13 protein-coding genes are annotated in these 16,459 nt (G+C 68.0%); 5 read left to right on the top strand and 8 right to left on the bottom strand.

Annotation, left to right across the window (positions count from 1 at the left end):
- Positions 1-51: 51 nt before the first annotated feature.
- From QLH51_RS00515 to QLH51_RS00490, 6 genes are all read right to left on the bottom strand, one after another.
- Complete coding sequence (locus tag QLH51_RS00515) at positions 52-831, bottom strand: SDR family oxidoreductase (RefSeq protein WP_125654875.1); 780 nt, start codon at positions 829-831, stop codon at positions 52-54.
- 10 nt (positions 832-841) lie between these two features.
- Entirely contained in the window at positions 842-1,609 is a 768-nt protein-coding gene (locus QLH51_RS00510; RefSeq protein WP_125654877.1) for an ABC transporter permease, read from the bottom strand.
- Positions 1,606-2,541, bottom strand: a complete 936-nt coding sequence (locus QLH51_RS00505) for an ABC transporter ATP-binding protein (RefSeq protein WP_125654879.1) — start codon at positions 2,539-2,541, stop codon at positions 1,606-1,608. Before QLH51_RS00505 ends, QLH51_RS00510 begins: the two co-directional genes overlap by 4 nt.
- 42 nt (positions 2,542-2,583) lie before the next feature.
- Complete coding sequence (locus tag QLH51_RS00500) at positions 2,584-3,309, bottom strand: DsbA family protein (protein WP_206428824.1); 726 nt, start codon at positions 3,307-3,309, stop codon at positions 2,584-2,586.
- Positions 3,306-4,664 carry a M48 family metalloprotease gene (locus tag QLH51_RS00495; protein WP_125654881.1) on the bottom strand — a complete coding sequence of 453 codons (1,359 nt, stop codon included), beginning with the start codon at positions 4,662-4,664 and terminating at the stop codon, positions 3,306-3,308. The genes QLH51_RS00500 and QLH51_RS00495 overlap by 4 nt, the downstream gene beginning before the upstream one ends.
- Positions 4,665-4,782: 118 nt before the next feature.
- A complete protein-coding gene (locus QLH51_RS00490) occupies positions 4,783-5,214 on the bottom strand; it encodes a response regulator (protein WP_164516059.1) in 432 nt (143 codons plus the stop codon).
- Between the two features lie 207 nt (positions 5,215-5,421).
- On the opposite strand from QLH51_RS00490, the gene QLH51_RS00485 reads away from it, so the two are divergent.
- From QLH51_RS00485 to QLH51_RS00475, 3 genes are all read left to right on the top strand, one after another.
- Positions 5,422-6,552 (top strand): phosphoserine transaminase, encoded by a 1,131-nt coding sequence (locus QLH51_RS00485; RefSeq protein ID WP_125654885.1) that lies wholly within the window; start codon positions 5,422-5,424, stop codon positions 6,550-6,552.
- An 86-nt stretch (positions 6,553-6,638) separates the two neighbouring features.
- Positions 6,639-8,216: a phosphoglycerate dehydrogenase gene (serA, locus tag QLH51_RS00480; protein WP_125654887.1), complete on the top strand. Its 1,578-nt coding sequence runs from the start codon at positions 6,639-6,641 to the stop codon at positions 8,214-8,216.
- A gap of 316 nt (positions 8,217-8,532) precedes the next feature.
- Positions 8,533-9,639 (top strand): ATP phosphoribosyltransferase regulatory subunit, encoded by a 1,107-nt coding sequence (locus QLH51_RS00475; protein ID WP_125654889.1) that lies wholly within the window; start codon positions 8,533-8,535, stop codon positions 9,637-9,639.
- Between the two features lie 35 nt (positions 9,640-9,674).
- On the opposite strand, the gene QLH51_RS00470 is transcribed toward QLH51_RS00475, so the two are convergent.
- Entirely contained in the window at positions 9,675-10,181 is a 507-nt protein-coding gene (locus QLH51_RS00470; RefSeq protein ID WP_125654891.1) for a MucR family transcriptional regulator, read from the bottom strand.
- A 264-nt stretch (positions 10,182-10,445) separates the two neighbouring features.
- Between QLH51_RS00470 and QLH51_RS00465 the strand changes: the two genes are divergently transcribed.
- On the top strand, positions 10,446-11,786 hold the full coding sequence (locus QLH51_RS00465) for a sensor histidine kinase (protein WP_125654893.1): 1,341 nt from the start codon (positions 10,446-10,448) through the stop codon (positions 11,784-11,786).
- A 118-nt stretch (positions 11,787-11,904) separates the two neighbouring features.
- On the opposite strand, the gene QLH51_RS00460 is transcribed toward QLH51_RS00465, so the two are convergent.
- Entirely contained in the window at positions 11,905-14,619 is a 2,715-nt protein-coding gene (locus QLH51_RS00460) for an Rne/Rng family ribonuclease (RefSeq protein WP_125655082.1), read from the bottom strand.
- Positions 14,620-15,151: 532 nt separating this feature from the next.
- On the opposite strand from QLH51_RS00460, the gene QLH51_RS00455 reads away from it, so the two are divergent.
- On the top strand, positions 15,152-16,381 hold the full coding sequence (locus tag QLH51_RS00455; protein ID WP_125654895.1) for an N-acetylmuramoyl-L-alanine amidase: 1,230 nt from the start codon (positions 15,152-15,154) through the stop codon (positions 16,379-16,381).
- The last annotated feature ends 78 nt before the right edge of the window (positions 16,382-16,459 follow it).

Genomic DNA, 16,459 nt, shown 5'->3' with positions numbered 1-16,459 from the left:
CGAAATCTACCTTTTTGAACCTTCTTCGTGCCTTCGCGCCTTCGCGTGAAATCACAAAATCCCCGGAAACGCCCCGCCATCGATCAACAGGCTCTGCCCGGTAATGAAGCCGGCCTTGTCCGAACACAGGAACGCACAGGCCGCCCCGAATTCGGCCGGATCGCCGATCCGCTTCGCCGGGATCGCCTCCGCCCGCTTCGCCTTTTCCTCGGCCGCCGTGGTGCCGTTCTTCGCCGCCGCCGCCTCGCTTATCGACGCGATGCGGGCGGTGTCGAACGATCCGGGCAGCAGGCCGTTGATGGTGACGTTCGCATGTGCCACCGACCGTGCGATCCCCGCGACGAAGCCGGTCAGGCCGGCGCGTGCGCCGCTCGACAGGTCGAGGCCGGGCAGCGGCATCTTGACCGAGCCCGACGTGATGTTGACCACTCGGCCGAAACCCCGTTCGGCCATGCCGGGCAGCACCGCCTGGATCAGCAGGGCAGGGGTGACGAAGTTCGACTCGACGCCGGCGCGGATGCCGTCCGCATCGAGTTCGGTGTAGGGCTTCACCGGCGGGCCGCCATTGTTGTTGACCAGAATGTCGGGGTCCGGACAGGCGGCGAGCAACGCGGCGCGGCCGTCTTCGCTCGACAGGTCGGCGACCACCTCGGTCACGGTCACCCCGCTCTCGGCACGGATGGCCGCGGCGGTGGCCTTCAGCTTTTCCGCATCGCGTCCGTTGACGACGACATCCACCCCGGCGCGCGCGAGTTCGAACGCGCAGGCGCGGCCGAGGCCCGCGCTCGACGCGCACACGATCGCCTTGCGGCCGGCAATTCCCAGATCCATGCTTGGTCCCCTATTTCTTCAGGCGCCATCCGGTGCGGAAGATCACGGTGATGACGGCGACGCACAGTATCAGGAAACCGAACGTCGCCCCCAGGCTGGCGCCGACCGACACGTCGCCCGCGCCGAAGAAGGTCCAGCGGAACCCGCTGATGAGATAGACGATCGGGTTGAACAGGCTGATCGTCCGCCACACGCCCGGCAGCATGTCGATCGAGTAGAAGGCGCCGCCGAGGAAGGTCAGCGGCGTGACCACCAGCAGCGGAATCACCTGCAACTGTTCGAACCCCTTGGCCCACAGCCCCAGGATGAAGCCGAACAGGCAGAAGGTCGTCGCGACCAGCAGCAGATAGCACAGCGCCCAGAACGGGTGCGCCACGGTCACGTCGACGAACAGGTGCGCCGTGGCGAAGATCACCAGCGCCACGATCACCGACTTGCTCGCCGCCGCCCCGACATAGCCGACCAGCGTTTCCAGCGTGGAGATCGGGGCGGAGAGCAGTTCATAGATCGTCCCCGACCATTTCGGCATGAAGATGCCGAAGCTGGCGTTGAAGATGCTTTCGGTCAGCATCGTCAGCATCATCAGCCCCGGCACGATGAACGCGCCGTACGGCACGCCGCCGACCTCGGTCATGCGGCTGCCGATCGCGGTGCCGAAGACGACGAAATACAGCGACGTCGTGATGACCGGCGTCATCAGCGAGGTCCAGATCGTCCGCCCGAACCGCGCCAGTTCGAACCGATAGATGGCGAGCACGCCGTGCCAGTTGAACGTCATGCCCGCGCTCCTTCTTCGTGCACCAGCCCGACGAAGATATCCTCGAGGCTCGACTGTTTCGTCGCGATGTCCTTCCACCCGATCCCGGCCTCGTCGACCGCGCGCAGCAGCGCGCGCACGCCGTTATCCTCGGCCTTGGCATCGAAGGCGAAGGTCAGCGCGTGCCCCTCGTCGGTCAGCGTCAGCGGCCAGTGCGACAGCGCGTCGGGCACCGCGTGCATCGGTTCGGCCAGCGTCAGCGTCAGCGTCTTCTTGCCCAGCTTGCGCATCAACGCCGCCTTTTCCTCGACCAGGATCAGCCGGCCCTTGGCGATCACCCCCACCCGGTCGGCCATTTCCTCGGCCTCCTCGATATAATGGGTGGTGAGGATGATGGTGACGCCGCGCGAGCGCAGGTCGTGGACCAGCCGCCACATATCGCGGCGCAATTCGACATCGACGCCCGCGGTCGGTTCGTCAAGGAACAGGATGTCGGGTTCGTGGGACAGCGCCTTGGCGATCATCACCCGGCGCTTCATCCCGCCCGACAATTCGGTCAGCTTGGCATCGCGCTTGTCCCACAGCGTCAGGTCGCGCAACAGCTTCTCGATGAACGCCGGATCGCCATGCCGTCCGAACAGCCGGCGCGAGAAGGTGACCGTCGCCATCACCGTCTCGAACGCGTCGGTCAGCAGTTCCTGCGGCACGAGGCCGATGCGCGTCCGCGTCTCACGATAGTCGCGCACCGTGTCGAACCCGGCGGCGGTGATCGTGCCCGCGCTTGGCGTCACGATGCCGCAGATGATGCTGATGAGCGTGGTCTTGCCCGCGCCGTTCGGTCCCAGCAGCGCAAAGATTTCGCCCTTGGCGATGTCGAGATCGGTCGGCTGGAGCGCGACGGTACCCGACTGGTAGGTCTTGGCGACGCCCCGGATCGAAAGAATGGTGTCCATGCGGCGGCTTGTCCCACGCTTTGATGACGGGGGGAAGGCGCGTTACGTCGCCTTCGCCTTGCGCGCGTCGGCGACCGCCGTCTGCAACGCCGGCAGCGTCTGCGCACCCCCCAGCACCTGGTCGCCGACCACCCACGACGGCGTGCCGGTGAAGCCGAGGGCGCTGGCCGTCTTCATGTTGCGCTCGATCTCGCCGGCGATCTGCGGCGACCGGATCGCGGTGCGCGCGGCGGCGATGTCCAGCCCCGCGGCCTGCGCCGCCGCGGCGATCGCGCTGCTGTCGACCCGACCGCTGGCGTAGAGGGCGTCGTGGAACGGTTTGAACTTTCCCTGCAACGCCGCGGCCAGCGCCCATTCGGCGGCGCTGCGGCTGTCGGGCGACAGGATCGGCAACTCGCGATAGACGATGCGGACGTTCGGATCGGCCGCGATCAGCCCGGTGATCGCCGGCAGGCTGGCGCGGCAGAAGCCGCAGGCATAGTCGAGATAGGCGACGACGCTGACATCGCCGTTCGGATTGCCCGCGACCGCGCCGGGAAAGGGTTCGACGATCGCCGCGCGGTTGGCCGCCACCGCCTTGCCCGATTCCTTCGCCTGCAACCGGCGCATCGCTTCGGGCAGGATTTCGGGGTTGGCGAGGATATAGTCGCGCACCACCGTCTCGGTCGCGGCACGGTCGGCAGATCCGCGCTGCGCCACGATCGCACCGCCCGCGCCCGCCAGCGCCGCGGCGGCCAGCATCAGGACGTTGCCGACCCGGCCCATCATTCCCCCCGCCGCCGGCGGTTGCGGCGGTCCTGCTCGAACGCGGTCTGCGACGTCATCTGTATGTCCTGTGCCCTGATCCAGTCGGTCGCCCCCTGTGGCAGCAGCGCCATCGCCCGCCGCGCGCTGGCCAGCGCCATGCCGGTGTCGCCCGACAGCGATGCATATTCGGCCATCGCCAGCGCGACCCGCGCCGGATCGCCGCGCCGTTCGTACAGGATGCTCAGCTGATACCATGCGAACGGGTTCCGGTTGTCGCGCGAAACCGCCTGTTTCAGCACCCGTTCCGCCTCGTTCAGCAGTGCCGGATCCTCGGCGGCGATCAGCGCATGGCCGAAGGTCGCGGCGATCAGCGGCGACGACCGCGTCCGTTCGGTCGCCTCGCGCAGCGCGGCCAGCGCGTCCTTCGGCTTGCCCGATTCGAGCAGGATCTGCCCTTCGAGTTCGAGGAAATAGGGATCGTCGGGTGCCGCCCTCACCAGCGCCAGCGTCTCCGCCGCCGCCTGCTCGGGATATCCCGATTTGTGATAGGCATAGGCGCGGGCATAATGGGCATAGATGCTCTGGTCGCTGGCGGGATAGCGGCGCAGCGTATCCTTGGGATCGCTGACATAGCCGCGCAGCTTGGCCTGCACCCGCTTGAACCGCGTCTCCAGCGCCGGGTCGGTCGCCACCTTGAACGCGGGCGAGGTCTGCACGTCCTGCGTCAGGTTGGCGATACGCTCGCCGGTCAGCGGGTGGGTGCGCTGATAGCCATTGTCCTGCGGGATCGCGAGGCGATATTCCATGTTCTGGAGCTTCTTGAAGAAGTCCAGCATCCCCTGGCCCGAGATATTGGCGCCGCGCAGGAAGCGCGATCCGGCCGCATCCGCCGCGCTTTCCTGCGTCCGGCTGAACGACAGATAGCTGCCCATCGCCGCCTGCTGCCCGGCGGCGAGGATGCCCGCCCCCGCCTCGCCCGCGCCCGCCGCCATCGCCGCGACCCCCAGCAACAGGCTGAGCACGGTGATGCCGGTGGCCGGTGCCATGCCGCGTCCGGCGAGCGGGACGTGCCCGCCGACGATATGGCCGATCTCGTGGGCGATGACGCCCTGCACCTCGTTGGCGTCGTCGGCGGCGTCGACCAGTCCCGAATGGAGATAGACCGTCTGCCCGCCCGCGACGAAGGCGTTGATCGACTTGTCCTGCAGCAGCACGACGTTGAAGTTGCGCGGGTCCAGTCCGGCCGCGACCGCGATCGGCCGCGACATGTCGTTCAGCAACGCCTCGGTCTCGGCATCGCGCAGCATCGACTGGGCGGCGGCAGGCTGCGTGAACAGGAGGATGGCGGCGACGATGCCGCCCAGCGCGCGCTTCATGGCGTCCTTATCGGCGATGGGGCGGACATGGGTCAACGCCGCGATGCCGCCTGCCGGTTGAACCGCAGATGAAGAGGTTGTCCGGAAACTCGCTGACTCGAAAGTTTCCAGATACCCTTCAGGCGCTGGCGCGAAATTCCGGAAACGCCTCGAACAGCTTGATGCCGGTGGGCGGCTGCGACCGGTCGCCCGCCCGCGCCCGCACCGCGAAGTCGACGATCTCGCCGACCGATTCGTAGCCGCACGGTTTCGACACGACGCCCAGCGCCCCGTCGATCCCCTCGTCGAGCATGGCCGGGTTGGCGGTCAGGAAGATGACGGTCGTGCCGTAATTCTTGCCGAGCATCCGGCCGATCGTCGGCCCGGTCGGTCCGTCGCGCAGGTTGCAATCGACCAGCGCCACATCGGGACGGACCGATGCGAGTTCGAGCGCGCGCGACATGTCGGCGGCGATCCCGATCGGCCGATAGCCATGTTCCTCCAGCGATGCTTCGAGGTCGATCGCGACCAGCATCTCGTCTTCGACGATCAGGACGGTGGGAGGGAGCATGGTCATTCCGTACATAACTAAGATTTTCGCAACGTCCCTCGACGGGTTCCGTTCCGGCATCCGTCGCGTTCCGTGACGGAGTGTGTCCGTACCATGACACCGATGTCGCGCGATCTGTCGCTTGTATCGTGCCGCCACCGCCGCTAATGCCCGCGGCGGGCCACGCTGTCCCAACGCAGCGCGTGCTCTCTGTGAGGAGAGACTGACATGACTGATCTTCCGCCTAAGCCGGCCACGACTCCCGCTCGCCCGTACTTCTCGTCCGGGCCCTGCGCCAAGCCGCCGGGCTGGTCCGCCGGCCGCCTCAACCCCGTCAGCCTCGGCCGGTCGCACCGTTCGAAGATCGGCAAGCAGCGTCTGCAATATTGCATCGACCTGATGCGCGAGCTGCTGAACCTGCCCGACACCCACCGCATCGGCATCGTCCCCGGGTCCGACACCGGCGCGTTCGAAATGGCGATGTGGACCATGCTCGGCGCGCGCCCCGTCACCGCGCTCGCCTGGGAAAGCTTCGGCGAGGGCTGGGTCACTGACGCGGTCAAGCAGCTCCGGATCGATCCCACCGTCGTGCGCGCCGATTACGGCCAGCTGCCCGACCTGGCCGCGATCGACTGGAGCCACGACGTGCTGTTCACGTGGAACGGCACCACCAGCGGCGTGCGCGTGCCGAACGCCGATTTCATTCCCGGGACCCGCGAAGGCCTCTCGTTCGCCGACGCGACGTCGGGCGTGTTCGCCTATGACATCGACTGGGCGAAGATCGACGTCGCGACCTTCAGTTGGCAGAAGGTGCTGGGCGGCGAGGGCGCGCACGGTGTGCTGATCCTCGGCCCGCGCGCCGTCGAGCGGCTGGAGAGCTACACCCCCGCCTGGCCGCTGCCGAAGGTCTTCCGGCTGGTGTCGAAGGGCAAGTTGGCCGAAGGCGTGTTCAAGGGCGAGACGATCAACACGCCGTCGATGCTAGCGGTCGAGGACGCGATCTTCAGCCTCGAATGGGCCAGGTCGCTGGGTAAGGATGGCCTGATCGCGCGCAGCGACGCCAATGCCGCCGCGCTCGACGCGATCGTCGAGGCACGCGACTGGTTGGGGCACCTCGCCGCCGATCCGGCCACCCGGTCGAAGACCAGCGTCTGCCTGACCGTAGAAGGTGCCGACGAGGCGCTCATCAAGAAGATGGCGGCGCTGCTGGAGGCCGAAGGGGCCGCCTATGACGTCGCGGGCTATCGCGATGCTCCGGCTGGCCTGCGCATCTGGTGCGGCGCGACGGTCGATACCGCCGATATCGAGGCGCTCGGGCCATGGCTCGACTGGGCCTACGCGACCGCCAAGGCGGCTTAAAGCCCCCTCCCCTTCAGGGGAGAGGGTTGGGAGAGGGGCTGTCGCGCTACCTCTCCCCTGAAGGGGAGAGGGAGAAGGAACGAAACATGCCTAAAGTTCTGATTTCCGACAAGATGGACCCGAAAGCCGCCCAGATCTTCCGCGAACGCGGGGTCGAGGTGGACGAGATTACCGGCAAGACGCCCGAAGAACTGATCGCCATCATCGGCGACTATGACGGCCTCGCCATCCGCAGCTCGACCAGGGTGACGAAGGCGATCCTCGACGCGGCCACGAACCTCAAGGTCGTCGGCCGTGCCGGCATCGGTGTCGACAATGTCGACATTCCCGCCGCATCGGCCGCCGGTGTCGTCGTGATGAACACCCCGTTCGGCAATTCGATCACCACCGCCGAACACGCCATCGCGCTGATGTTCGCGCTCGCCCGCCAGCTGCCCGAGGCCGATGCCTCGACCCAGGCGGGCAAGTGGGAGAAGAACCGGTTCATGGGCGTCGAGCTGACCGGCAAGACGCTCGGCCTGATCGGCGCGGGCAATATCGGGTCGATCGTCGCCGACCGGGCGCAGGGGCTGAAGATGAAGGTCGTCGCCTTCGATCCGTTCCTGAGCCCCGAACGCGCGATCGAAATCGGCGTGGAGAAGGTCGAGCTGGACCAGCTGCTGGCCCGCGCCGATTTCATCACGCTGCACACACCGCTGACCGACCAGACCCGCAACATCCTGTCGGCGGAAAATCTGGCGAAGACCAAGAAGGGCGTGCGCATCATCAACTGCGCGCGCGGCGGGCTGATCGACGAAGCGGCGTTGAAGGCGGCGCTCGACAGCGGCCATGTCGCGGGGGCCGCGCTCGACGTGTTCGTGTCCGAACCGGCCAAGGAATCGCCGCTGTTCGGCACGCCCAACTTCGTGTCGACCCCGCACCTAGGCGCCTCGACCAGCGAGGCGCAGGTCAATGTCGCGATCCAGGTCGCCGAGCAGATGGCCGATTTCCTCGTGTCGGGCGGCGTCACCAACGCGCTGAACATGCCGTCGCTGTCGGCGGAAGAGGCGCCGCGCCTGAAGCCGTACATGGCGCTGGCCGAAAAGCTGGGCTCGCTGGTCGGGCAACTCACCACCGGCGCGATCGCCCGCGTTTCGGTGCACAGCGAAGGCGCGGCGGCCGAGCTGAACCAGAAGCCGATCGTCGGCGCGGTGCTCGCCGGGTTCCTGCGCGTGCAGTCGGACACGGTGAACATGGTCAACGCCCCGTTCCTCGCCAAGGAACGTGGGATCGAGGTGCGCGAAGTGCGCAACGACCGCGAGGGCGACTACCACACGCTGATCCGGGTCAGTCTCAAGACCGATGCCGGCGAACGTTCGGTCGCGGGCACGCTGTTCGGCAACGCCCAGCCGCGGCTGGTCGAACTGTTCGGCATCAAGGTCGAGGCCGATCTGGCCGGCCACATGCTGTACGTCGTCAACGAGGACGCGCCGGGCTTCATCGGCCGTATCGGCACGACGCTGGGCGAGGCGGGCGTGAACATCGGTACCTTCCACCTCGGCCGCCGCGATACCGGTGGCGAGGCGGTGGTGCTGCTGTCTGTCGACGAAGCGGTGACGCCGGAACTGGTCGCAAAGGTCCGCGCGCTGCCGGGCGTCAAGACGGCGATGCCGCTGAAGTTCTGATCGGACTACTACCGTGAGCGGACGGGCTGTCGGAGCGATCCGGCAGCCCGTTTGCGTATCTGCCACCCGCCGAACAGTTTCCCGAAGCCGTCGCCTGAAACGTCGTTTCAAAAAGCCGCCCCGATCGTCGCCCCAGCGAAGGCTGGGGCCTCTCTCTCGGCTACAGCGCATCGTGCCATCATGGGGATACCCCAGCCTGCGCTGGGGTGACGAAAATGGCGAACGGCAACTGAAACCTGCGCCGGGGTGACCTGTGTGGCGGACGGCGTTCCGTCCGTGCTTCCCCGCCCGCCTCGCACCCGCTAGGGGAAACGCCATGAACGACACCGGCCTCCTGCCCGAAGGGTTTCACGACCGCCTGCCCCCCGCCGCCGACGGCCTGCGCCGGTTCGAAGGGGCGGTGCTGGGTGTCGCGCATGGCTATGGCTATGAGCAGGTCGACCCGCCGCTGGCCGAGTTCGAGGCGGGGCTGGTGGGGCGTCTGAAGGGCACGGCGGCGACCGATGCGGTGCGTTTCGTCGATCCGGTCAGCCAGCGTACACTGGCCATCCGCCCCGACGTCACCGCGCAGGTCGCACGCATCGCCGCGACGCGCATGGGCCACCATCCGCGACCGGTGCGATTGTCCTATGCCGGGCCGGTATTGAAGCTGCGCGCGGGCGAACTGGCCCCGCGCCGGGCGCTGCGCCAGATCGGCGCGGAGTTGATCGGGCTCGACAGTGTCGGCGCCGCGACCGAGATCGTGACCGTCGCGGTCGAATCGCTGCGCGCGGCGGGCGTGACCGGCATCTCGATCGATTTCACCCTGCCCGATCTGGTGGCGACGCTGGCGGGCGATCCGCCGGGCCCGCATCACGACGCGCTGATCGCCGCGCTCGACGGCAAGGACGCCGGGCGCGTCGCGGCGATCGATCCCGCCTATCTGCCGCTGGTGGAGGCCGCCGGACCGTTCGCCACGGCGCTGCCGCGGCTGCGCGCGACCGACACCGCCGGGCGGCTGACGTCACGGCTGGACGCGATCGAGGCGGTGGCGGCGGCACTCCCGGGCGATGTCGGCGTCACGCTCGACCCGACCGAACGCCATGGCTTCGAATATCAGAGCTGGCTGGGCTTTTCGTTGTTCGCGCAGGGCGTGCTGGGCGAGGTAGGGCGCGGTGGCACCTATGCCGTATGCCATGCCGACGGGCGCGAGGAACCGGCGGTCGGATTTTCGCTCTATGCCGATGCGCTGCTGGATGCGGGGCTCGGCACGCAGGAGCGGCGGCGGCTGTTCCTGCCCGCCGGGACGGCACCGGCGGTGGCGGCCCGGCTGCGCGGCGAGGGCTGGGTGACGGTCGCGGCGCTGACCGCCGACGATACGCCGCAGGCGCAGCTATGCACCCACAGGTGGCACGGCGACACGGCGGTCGCGATCGCCGGATAGAGAAAGGGGCGACCGATCGGCCGCCCCTTCCTCGTTTACTCCGCCGCCTTGGGCTTGCGTCCGCGACGGCGCGGCGCGTCGCCCGCGTCGTCGGCGACATCCGTCGTGGCTTCGGTCGTGCGAGCCTTGCGACCCAGGCCGATGCGCTTCGCCATGTCGCGACGGCTCTGCGAATAGGTTTCGGCGACCATCGGATAGTCGGCACGCAGGCCATAGCGCTCGCGATAGGTTTCCGGGGTCAGGCCGTGGCCCGCCAAGTGACGGCGCAGCGTCTTGTACGACTTGCCGTCGATCATCGAGATGATGTGGTCCTTCGACGCCAGCGACTTGCGCACCGACACGGCCGGAACATGGTCCTGCTGCGGCGCCGCTTCTTCCGGCTCCGACGCACCGGACGCCAGTCCCAGAACGGTCGCGTGCATCGTCTGCAGGAATGCCGGAACATCCTCCGCCGCAACGCGGTTGTTGCCGTTGTTCAACCAGGCGATGGTAAGTTCAGTGGCCAGTTCGATCGCGTTCAGTTCGGAACCGTCTTCGGTCATGGAAATCTCCCTTGATTGTTGCGAAATGCGGCGTACCCGACGGCAGGTCAATAGAGATGAATCCAGTATTGGCCCTTTTTCGATAATTAATCTTCGAAAGCGCATTGATGTGGTGGTCGGATACGAACTGTTTATCATCGATCTTGCCCGATCGTCGCGAAGTATGGCGTGCGATATCGGGACGCCACGATATGGCGATGGCGCGACGTTTGCAGGCTTTCCGGCAGCACATCACCGTGCGGTCGATGTTGGACGGATGATGTGATGACCGAAACCGTCGCGATCGATGCGACCGATCCGATCTGGCACGATATTGCCGAAACGCTGCCGATATTGGCCTGCATCGTCGGTGACGACGGGCAATTATTATGGGCCAACCGGTGCTGGCGGATCGATATCGGTGTCGAAACGCCTGATAATCTTTGGACATTCTGCCCCGATGTCGACCGGGACGACGTGCGCGCCGACTGGCGGACGGGGGTGGCGACCGGCCGGCCCTTCACATTGGCGTTGCCGCTCCCGGCCGGGACGACGGGCTTCGCCGTTCGACCGGCTGGCGCCGGGCGCTGGATCGCGATCGGATCGGACGCGGAGACGCAGCGACGGGCCGAAACCGCGCGCGAAGCGACCCAGGCCGAACTCGACACGTTGACCAACGCTATGCCGCAAATGGTGTGGGCGACGCGGCCCGACGGCCATCACGACTTCTACAACGCCCAATGGTATCGCTTCACTGGCATGCCCGAAGGATCGACCGACGGCGAAGGATGGAACGGCATGTTCCATCCCGACGACCAGGAGCGCGCACGGGGCCGCTGGCGCCAGAGCCTGACGACCGGCGAGGATTACGAGATCGAGTATCGACTGCGCCACCGCAGCGGGCAATATCGCTGGGTGCTGGGCCGGGCGCTGCCGGTGCGCGACGCCGACGGCGCGATCGTCCGCTGGATCGGGACCTGCACAGATATCGATTCGGCGAAGCGTGCCGCCGAACAGAACGACATCCTCAGCCGCGAGCTGAGCCACCGTATCAAAAACATCTTCGCGATCGTCAGTGGCCTCGTCCGCATGTCGGCGCGGCAGATGCCCGCGGTGCGCGGCTTCGCCGACGATCTGGCGCGGCGGATCGCGGCGCTGGGTGCGGCGCACGATCTCGCGCGACCGCATAGCGACATCTCGCGGCCGGTGATCGGCGATGCCACGCTGCACCACATCCTGCGCGAGCTGCTGTCGCCCTACGCCACCGACCAGTGGCGGATCGAGGGCGACGACGTACCGATCGACGATCGCGGCGCGACGCCGGTCGCGCTGATCTTCCACGAACTGGCGACCAATGCCGCCAAATACGGCGCATTGTCGACGCCCGAGGGGCAGGTTTCGGTCCGTACGGTCCGCCACGACGGCATGCTCGGCATCGACTGGCGCGAGGTCGGGGGGCCGGCCATCCCCGGTGCGCCGCAGGCTACCGGCTTCGGCACGCGGCTGGCAGCGCTCAGCATCGAACAGCAGCTCGCAGGCCGGATCGAGCGCGACTGGCGGCCCGAGGGACTGGCGGTGCGGATCGAGGTCGCGTGCGACGCACTGGTCCGCGACGCCCCGACCTGACATTTGCTTCGGTCGATTCGATCCAGAATCGTCCCGGCGCAGGGCGGGTGGCACGGACAAACAAAAAGGGGCGGCATCCGTCGGGATGCCGCCCCTTTTGCGTTCTGCACCCCGGCGATCAGTTGCCGAAGGTGCGCTGCCACCAGCCCCGGCGCGGCGACGGCGTTTCGCCATCGGTCGCGTCGCCGGCATTGTCATCCGCCGGTTCGGCCGCTTCGGGTTCGGCGACTGCCGGCTCCGCGACGGGTGCTTCCTCGACCGGAGCCGCTTCGGCTGCCTTGCGGCGCGGCGCACGGCGCTTCTTGGGTGCAGGTTCTGCCTCGGCCTCGGCCGGCGCGGGTTCGGCGACCACCGGTTCCTCGACAACCGCTTCGACATCGGCCTTGCGACGGCGGGTGCGCTTGGGCTTGGGCGCTTCGGCGGCGGCTTCGACCGCGACCTTCGGCGTCTCGACCGGCTGCGGCGTCACGATCGGCGCGGCATCGCCGGCTTCGACCGTGACCGGTTCGGCAGGGGCGGCGTCGACGGTCGGTTCGACCTTGGCGCGGGCGCTCGGCCGGCGGCGGGTGCGCTTGGGCGCCGGGACCGGTTCGGCCTCGGGTTCGACCGCATCGGCTTCGACCGGGGTTTCGACGACCGCGTCGGTCGCCACATCGTCCTCGGCCGGCAAGTCGGCGACGGTGCCGGCGCCATCGGCCGCGTCGAACGCGCCCTCGCCGCGACGTCCCCCACGCCGGCCGCGACGGCGGCGCTTGCGCTTGCCGCTGTCGTCGCCCTGCGCGGCATCCGGCGCATCGCTCGCCCCGTCGCTGTCGACCGTCGCGTCGGTATCGGCGTCGTCGGCGACCTCGTCCTCACCGTCGTCGCTGTCGTCGGCCTCGCCGGTTTCGGTTTCGTCCTGGCCGTCCTCGTCCCGGTTGCGACCGCGACGCCCGCGGCGGCGGCGGCGGCGCTTGCCGCGGCCTTCGCCGTCCTCGTCGCTGCGGGCCGGACGTGCGGTCTCCTCGACCGCCGCGTCCTCGACCTCCTCGTCGATCTCGTCCTCGACATCGTCATAGGCGTCGTCCTCGTCGTCGACGACGACCAGCGGCTCGATGCGGGGCGGGTGCGCCGGCGGCGGGCCCGACGCCTCGACCGCCATGCGCGCGCCCTCGATCTCGGCATCGGGCACGATCTCGACGGTCACGCTGTAGCGGTCCTCGACCTCGGCGATGTCGGCGCGCTTCTTGTTCAGGACATAGAACGCTGCCTCCTGGCTGGCGCGCAGCACGATCAGCGACCCGCGACCGCGTGCGGCCTCGTCCTCGATCAGGCGCAGCGCCGACAGCCCGGCCGACGACGCCGTGCGGACGAGGCCGGTGCCCTCGCAATGCGGGCACTGGCGGGTCGATGCCTCCAGCACGCCGGTGCGCAGTCGCTGGCGGCTCATTTCCATCAGCCCGAAGGCGGAGATGCGGCCGACCTGGATGCGGGCGCGATCGTTCTTCAACGCCTCCTTCATCGCCTTCTCGACCTTGCGGACGTTGGACGAGTGATCCATGTCGATGAAGTCGATCACGACGAGGCCCGCCATGTCGCGCAGCCGCAGCTGGCGCGCGATCTCCTGCGCCGCTTCCAGGTTGGTCGCGGTCGCGGTCTGCTCGATATTGTGTTCGCGGGTCGACCGGCCCGAGTTGATGTCGATCGACACCAATGCCTCGGTCGGGTTGATGACCAGATAGCCGCCCGATTTCAGCTGCACGACCGGATTGTACATCGCGGCCAGCTGGTCCTCGACATGTGCCCGCTGGAACAGCGGCACCGCGTCGGCATATTGCTTCACCCGGCGCGCATGCGCGGGCATCAGCAGCCGCATATAGTCCTTGGCGTGGCGGAAGCCGCCCTCGCCCTCGACGATCACCTCGTCGATATCCTTGTTGTAGATGTCGCGGATCGCGCGCTTGATCAGGTCGCTGTCGCCATAGACCAGCGCCGGCGCCGACGACGTCAGCGTCTGGTCGCGGATACCGTCCCACAGCCGCGCGAGATAATCGAAGTCGCGCTTGATCTCCTGGCGCGAGCGCTGCAGCCCGGCGGTGCGGACGATACAGCCCATCGACGCCGGCAGCGTCAGTTCGGCCATGATCGACTTCAATCGCTTGCGGTCGGCCGCCGAGCTGATCTTGCGGCTGATCCCGCCGCCATGGGCGGTGTTGGGCATCAGCACGCAATAGCGGCCGGCCAGCGACAGGTACGTGGTCAGCGCCGCGCCCTTGTTGCCGCGCTCTTCCTTCACGACCTGCACCAGCAGCACCTGCCGGCGGCGGATGACGTCCTGGATCTTGTAGCGTCGGCGCAGGTTCAACCGGCGCTGGCGCAGCGCCTCGACCGCGGCATCGTCGCCCCCGCCCTTGCGCGCGGGACGGGCCGGGGCCTCGCCTTCCTCGTCGTCGTGATGGTCGTCCTCGTCCTCGTCGCGTTCGACGATCTCGACGCCGCCTTCCAGCTCGTCGTCATGATCGTCGTAATCGACGTCGTCGTCATGGTCGCCGGCGCGCAGTGCGGCTTCCTCGGCGGCGTGCGCGGCCTCCTCGGCCAGCAGCGCGTCGCGGTCTTCCTTCGGGATCTGGTAGTAATCCGGGTGGATTTCCGAAAAGGCGAGGAAGCCGTGGCGGTTGCCGCCGTAATCGACGAACGCCGCCTGCAACGACGGTTCGACCCGGGTCACCTTGGCAAGGTAGATATTGCCCTTGAGCTGCTTGCGCTCGGCCGATTCGAAATCGAATTCCTCGATCCGGTTACCCTTGACGACGGCGACCCGGGTTTCCTCCCGGTGGCGTGCGTCGATCAACATCCGCGTGGTCATGATAGTGTCTCCGGGCGCGCGGGACGGCTCGGCCAGTCGGCGCGCCTAAACGCGCGGCGGGGGACATGCCCGGTGCCTGCGCGCGATTGCTGGGATATGCGTCTGCTGGCATGGGCAGTCCGGAAAGCTCCGGACGGACAATCGTCGCCCCGACGCCGGCCGCGACAGCGGCACAGGCGGTACGGGACGGAACTTGCCACATGCAAACATCAACCTGATTAGACCCCCCCGGGGCGGGTACGCTTTGGGGGGGTGTCGCATCGGTTTCCCCGAACCAGGTTCGGGACCGACGTAACCGGGGGCGTAGCACCCGGCATCGCTAACGGCAACAGCCTCGGCGGTTCGTTACGCTAGCGGTGCAAGCTGCAATAAATGGTTAAAATCGGATTCAGCGTGTTGGTTCACCGTAGGTTGAGCCCCCCGGGCATAGCGTTGCCGCTCGAAAACAAACGAAGATCGGGCTGTATTTCCCATGGATTCGCGCTGGACCGGAACGGCGGTTGGAAGGCATAGCGCGCCGATGGGCGCGTTCCTGGCCTTTCTGTCGATCTGGTTCGGCGTGCCCGTCGCGGCCCAAAGCGTCGACGCCGTCGATGTCGGGCGCGACCGCATCACCATCCGCCTCGACACGCCTGCCGCCGGTGCTGCCAGCTTCGCGCTGGGCGGTCCCGACCGGCTGGTCGTCGACCTCGACGGCGTCGGGCCGGGCGGGCGCAGCGACCCCGGCGGGGTGGTCCGCGCGGTGCGGCAGGGCGCGCGCAGCGGCGGCAGCCGGATCGTGTTCGACCTGGACGTGCCCTCGGTCGTCACCGAAGGGCGGTTTTCCGACGACGGCCGAAAGCTGACGCTGACCCTGCGGAGCGTGGCCCCCGATCGCTTCGCGCGCGCGACCACCGCCGGGCGGATGCGGTTCCGGCCGCACCTGGCGCTGGCGACGATCGTGCCTGCATCGTCGTCGGCGGCGATGATCGTCGACCGGCGGCAGCGGGCGACGGCTTCGGTCCCGGTCCCGCGCAGCCGCCGCGGACAGCGGCTTCCCCGGGTCGAGGGCGATGCCGACCGGCCGCTGGTGGTGATCGATGCCGGGCATGGCGGGCACGATCCCGGCGCGATCTCCCCGCATGGCGGCATGCGGGAAAAGGACCTGACGCTGAAGACCGCGCGCGCGATCCGCGATTCGCTGCTGGCCAGCGGGCGGGTGCGGGTGGCGCTGACCCGCGACCGCGACGAGTTTCTCGTGCTACAGGAACGCTATGCGATCGCCCGGCGGCTGGGGGCCAGCCTGTTCATCTCGGTCCATTGCGACAGCGCCGAGAATCCGGACGCGACCGGTGCCAGCATCTACACCCTGTCGGAGGTCGCATCCGACCGCGAGGCCGCCCGGCTGGCCGCGCGCGAGAACAAGGCCGATATCCTCGCCGGGGTCGATCTCGGCCGGCAGAGCGCCGACATTTCGTCGATCCTGATCGACCTGACCCAGCGCGAGACGATGAACGCCTCGGCCGGGTTCGCCCGGCTGCTGGGGCGCGAGGCGACCGGGGTGATCCCGCTCAAACCGAACTATCACCGCATGGCGTCGCTGATGGTGCTGAAAGCGCCTGACCTGCCCTCCATCCTGTTCGAAACCGGCTATCTGTCGAACGATGCCGATGCCCGTCGGCTCGATTCCGCCGAAGGCCGCCGCGCCATCGCCAGGAGCGTGGAGCGCGCCGTCGAGGTGTATTTCGCGCGGCGGCTGGCGGCGCGTTGACGCGGGCGGTTTCCCGGAAAAGAATGGTATTCTGGGAGACGGGTGTTTTCCCCGAAACCCGTCAAACATGATGTTGCG

This window comes from Sphingomonas sp. 2R-10, from assembly GCF_030062225.1.
Lineage (GTDB): Bacteria > Pseudomonadota > Alphaproteobacteria > Sphingomonadales > Sphingomonadaceae > Sphingomonas.
The sequence above is the reverse complement of the archived record's forward strand: the minus strand, read 5'-3'. Positions and strand labels throughout refer to the sequence as shown.

Excerpts from the sequence above, each read along its gene's own strand:
- QLH51_RS00455 (WP_125654895.1), top strand. The coding sequence starts at position 15,152 with ATGGGCGCGTTCCTGGCCTTTCTGTCGATCTGGTTCGGCGTGCCCGTC.
- QLH51_RS00500 (WP_206428824.1), bottom strand. The coding sequence starts at position 3,309 with ATGATGGGCCGGGTCGGCAACGTCCTGATGCTGGCCGCCGCGGCGCTG.
- serA (WP_125654887.1), top strand. The coding sequence starts at position 6,639 with ATGCCTAAAGTTCTGATTTCCGACAAGATGGACCCGAAAGCCGCCCAG.
- QLH51_RS00515 (WP_125654875.1), bottom strand. The coding sequence starts at position 831 with ATGGATCTGGGAATTGCCGGCCGCAAGGCGATCGTGTGCGCGTCGAGC.
- QLH51_RS00460 (WP_125655082.1), bottom strand. The coding sequence starts at position 14,619 with ATGTTGATCGACGCACGCCACCGGGAGGAAACCCGGGTCGCCGTCGTC.
- QLH51_RS00470 (WP_125654891.1), bottom strand. The coding sequence starts at position 10,181 with ATGACCGAAGACGGTTCCGAACTGAACGCGATCGAACTGGCCACTGAA.
- QLH51_RS00495 (WP_125654881.1), bottom strand. The coding sequence starts at position 4,664 with ATGAAGCGCGCGCTGGGCGGCATCGTCGCCGCCATCCTCCTGTTCACG.
- QLH51_RS00465 (WP_125654893.1), top strand. The coding sequence starts at position 10,446 with ATGACCGAAACCGTCGCGATCGATGCGACCGATCCGATCTGGCACGAT.
- QLH51_RS00510 (WP_125654877.1), bottom strand. The coding sequence starts at position 1,609 with ATGACGTTCAACTGGCACGGCGTGCTCGCCATCTATCGGTTCGAACTG.
- QLH51_RS00490 (WP_164516059.1), bottom strand. The coding sequence starts at position 5,214 with ATGCTCCCTCCCACCGTCCTGATCGTCGAAGACGAGATGCTGGTCGCG.
- QLH51_RS00485 (WP_125654885.1), top strand. The coding sequence starts at position 5,422 with ATGACTGATCTTCCGCCTAAGCCGGCCACGACTCCCGCTCGCCCGTAC.
- QLH51_RS00505 (WP_125654879.1), bottom strand. The coding sequence starts at position 2,541 with ATGGACACCATTCTTTCGATCCGGGGCGTCGCCAAGACCTACCAGTCG.
- QLH51_RS00475 (WP_125654889.1), top strand. The coding sequence starts at position 8,533 with ATGAACGACACCGGCCTCCTGCCCGAAGGGTTTCACGACCGCCTGCCC.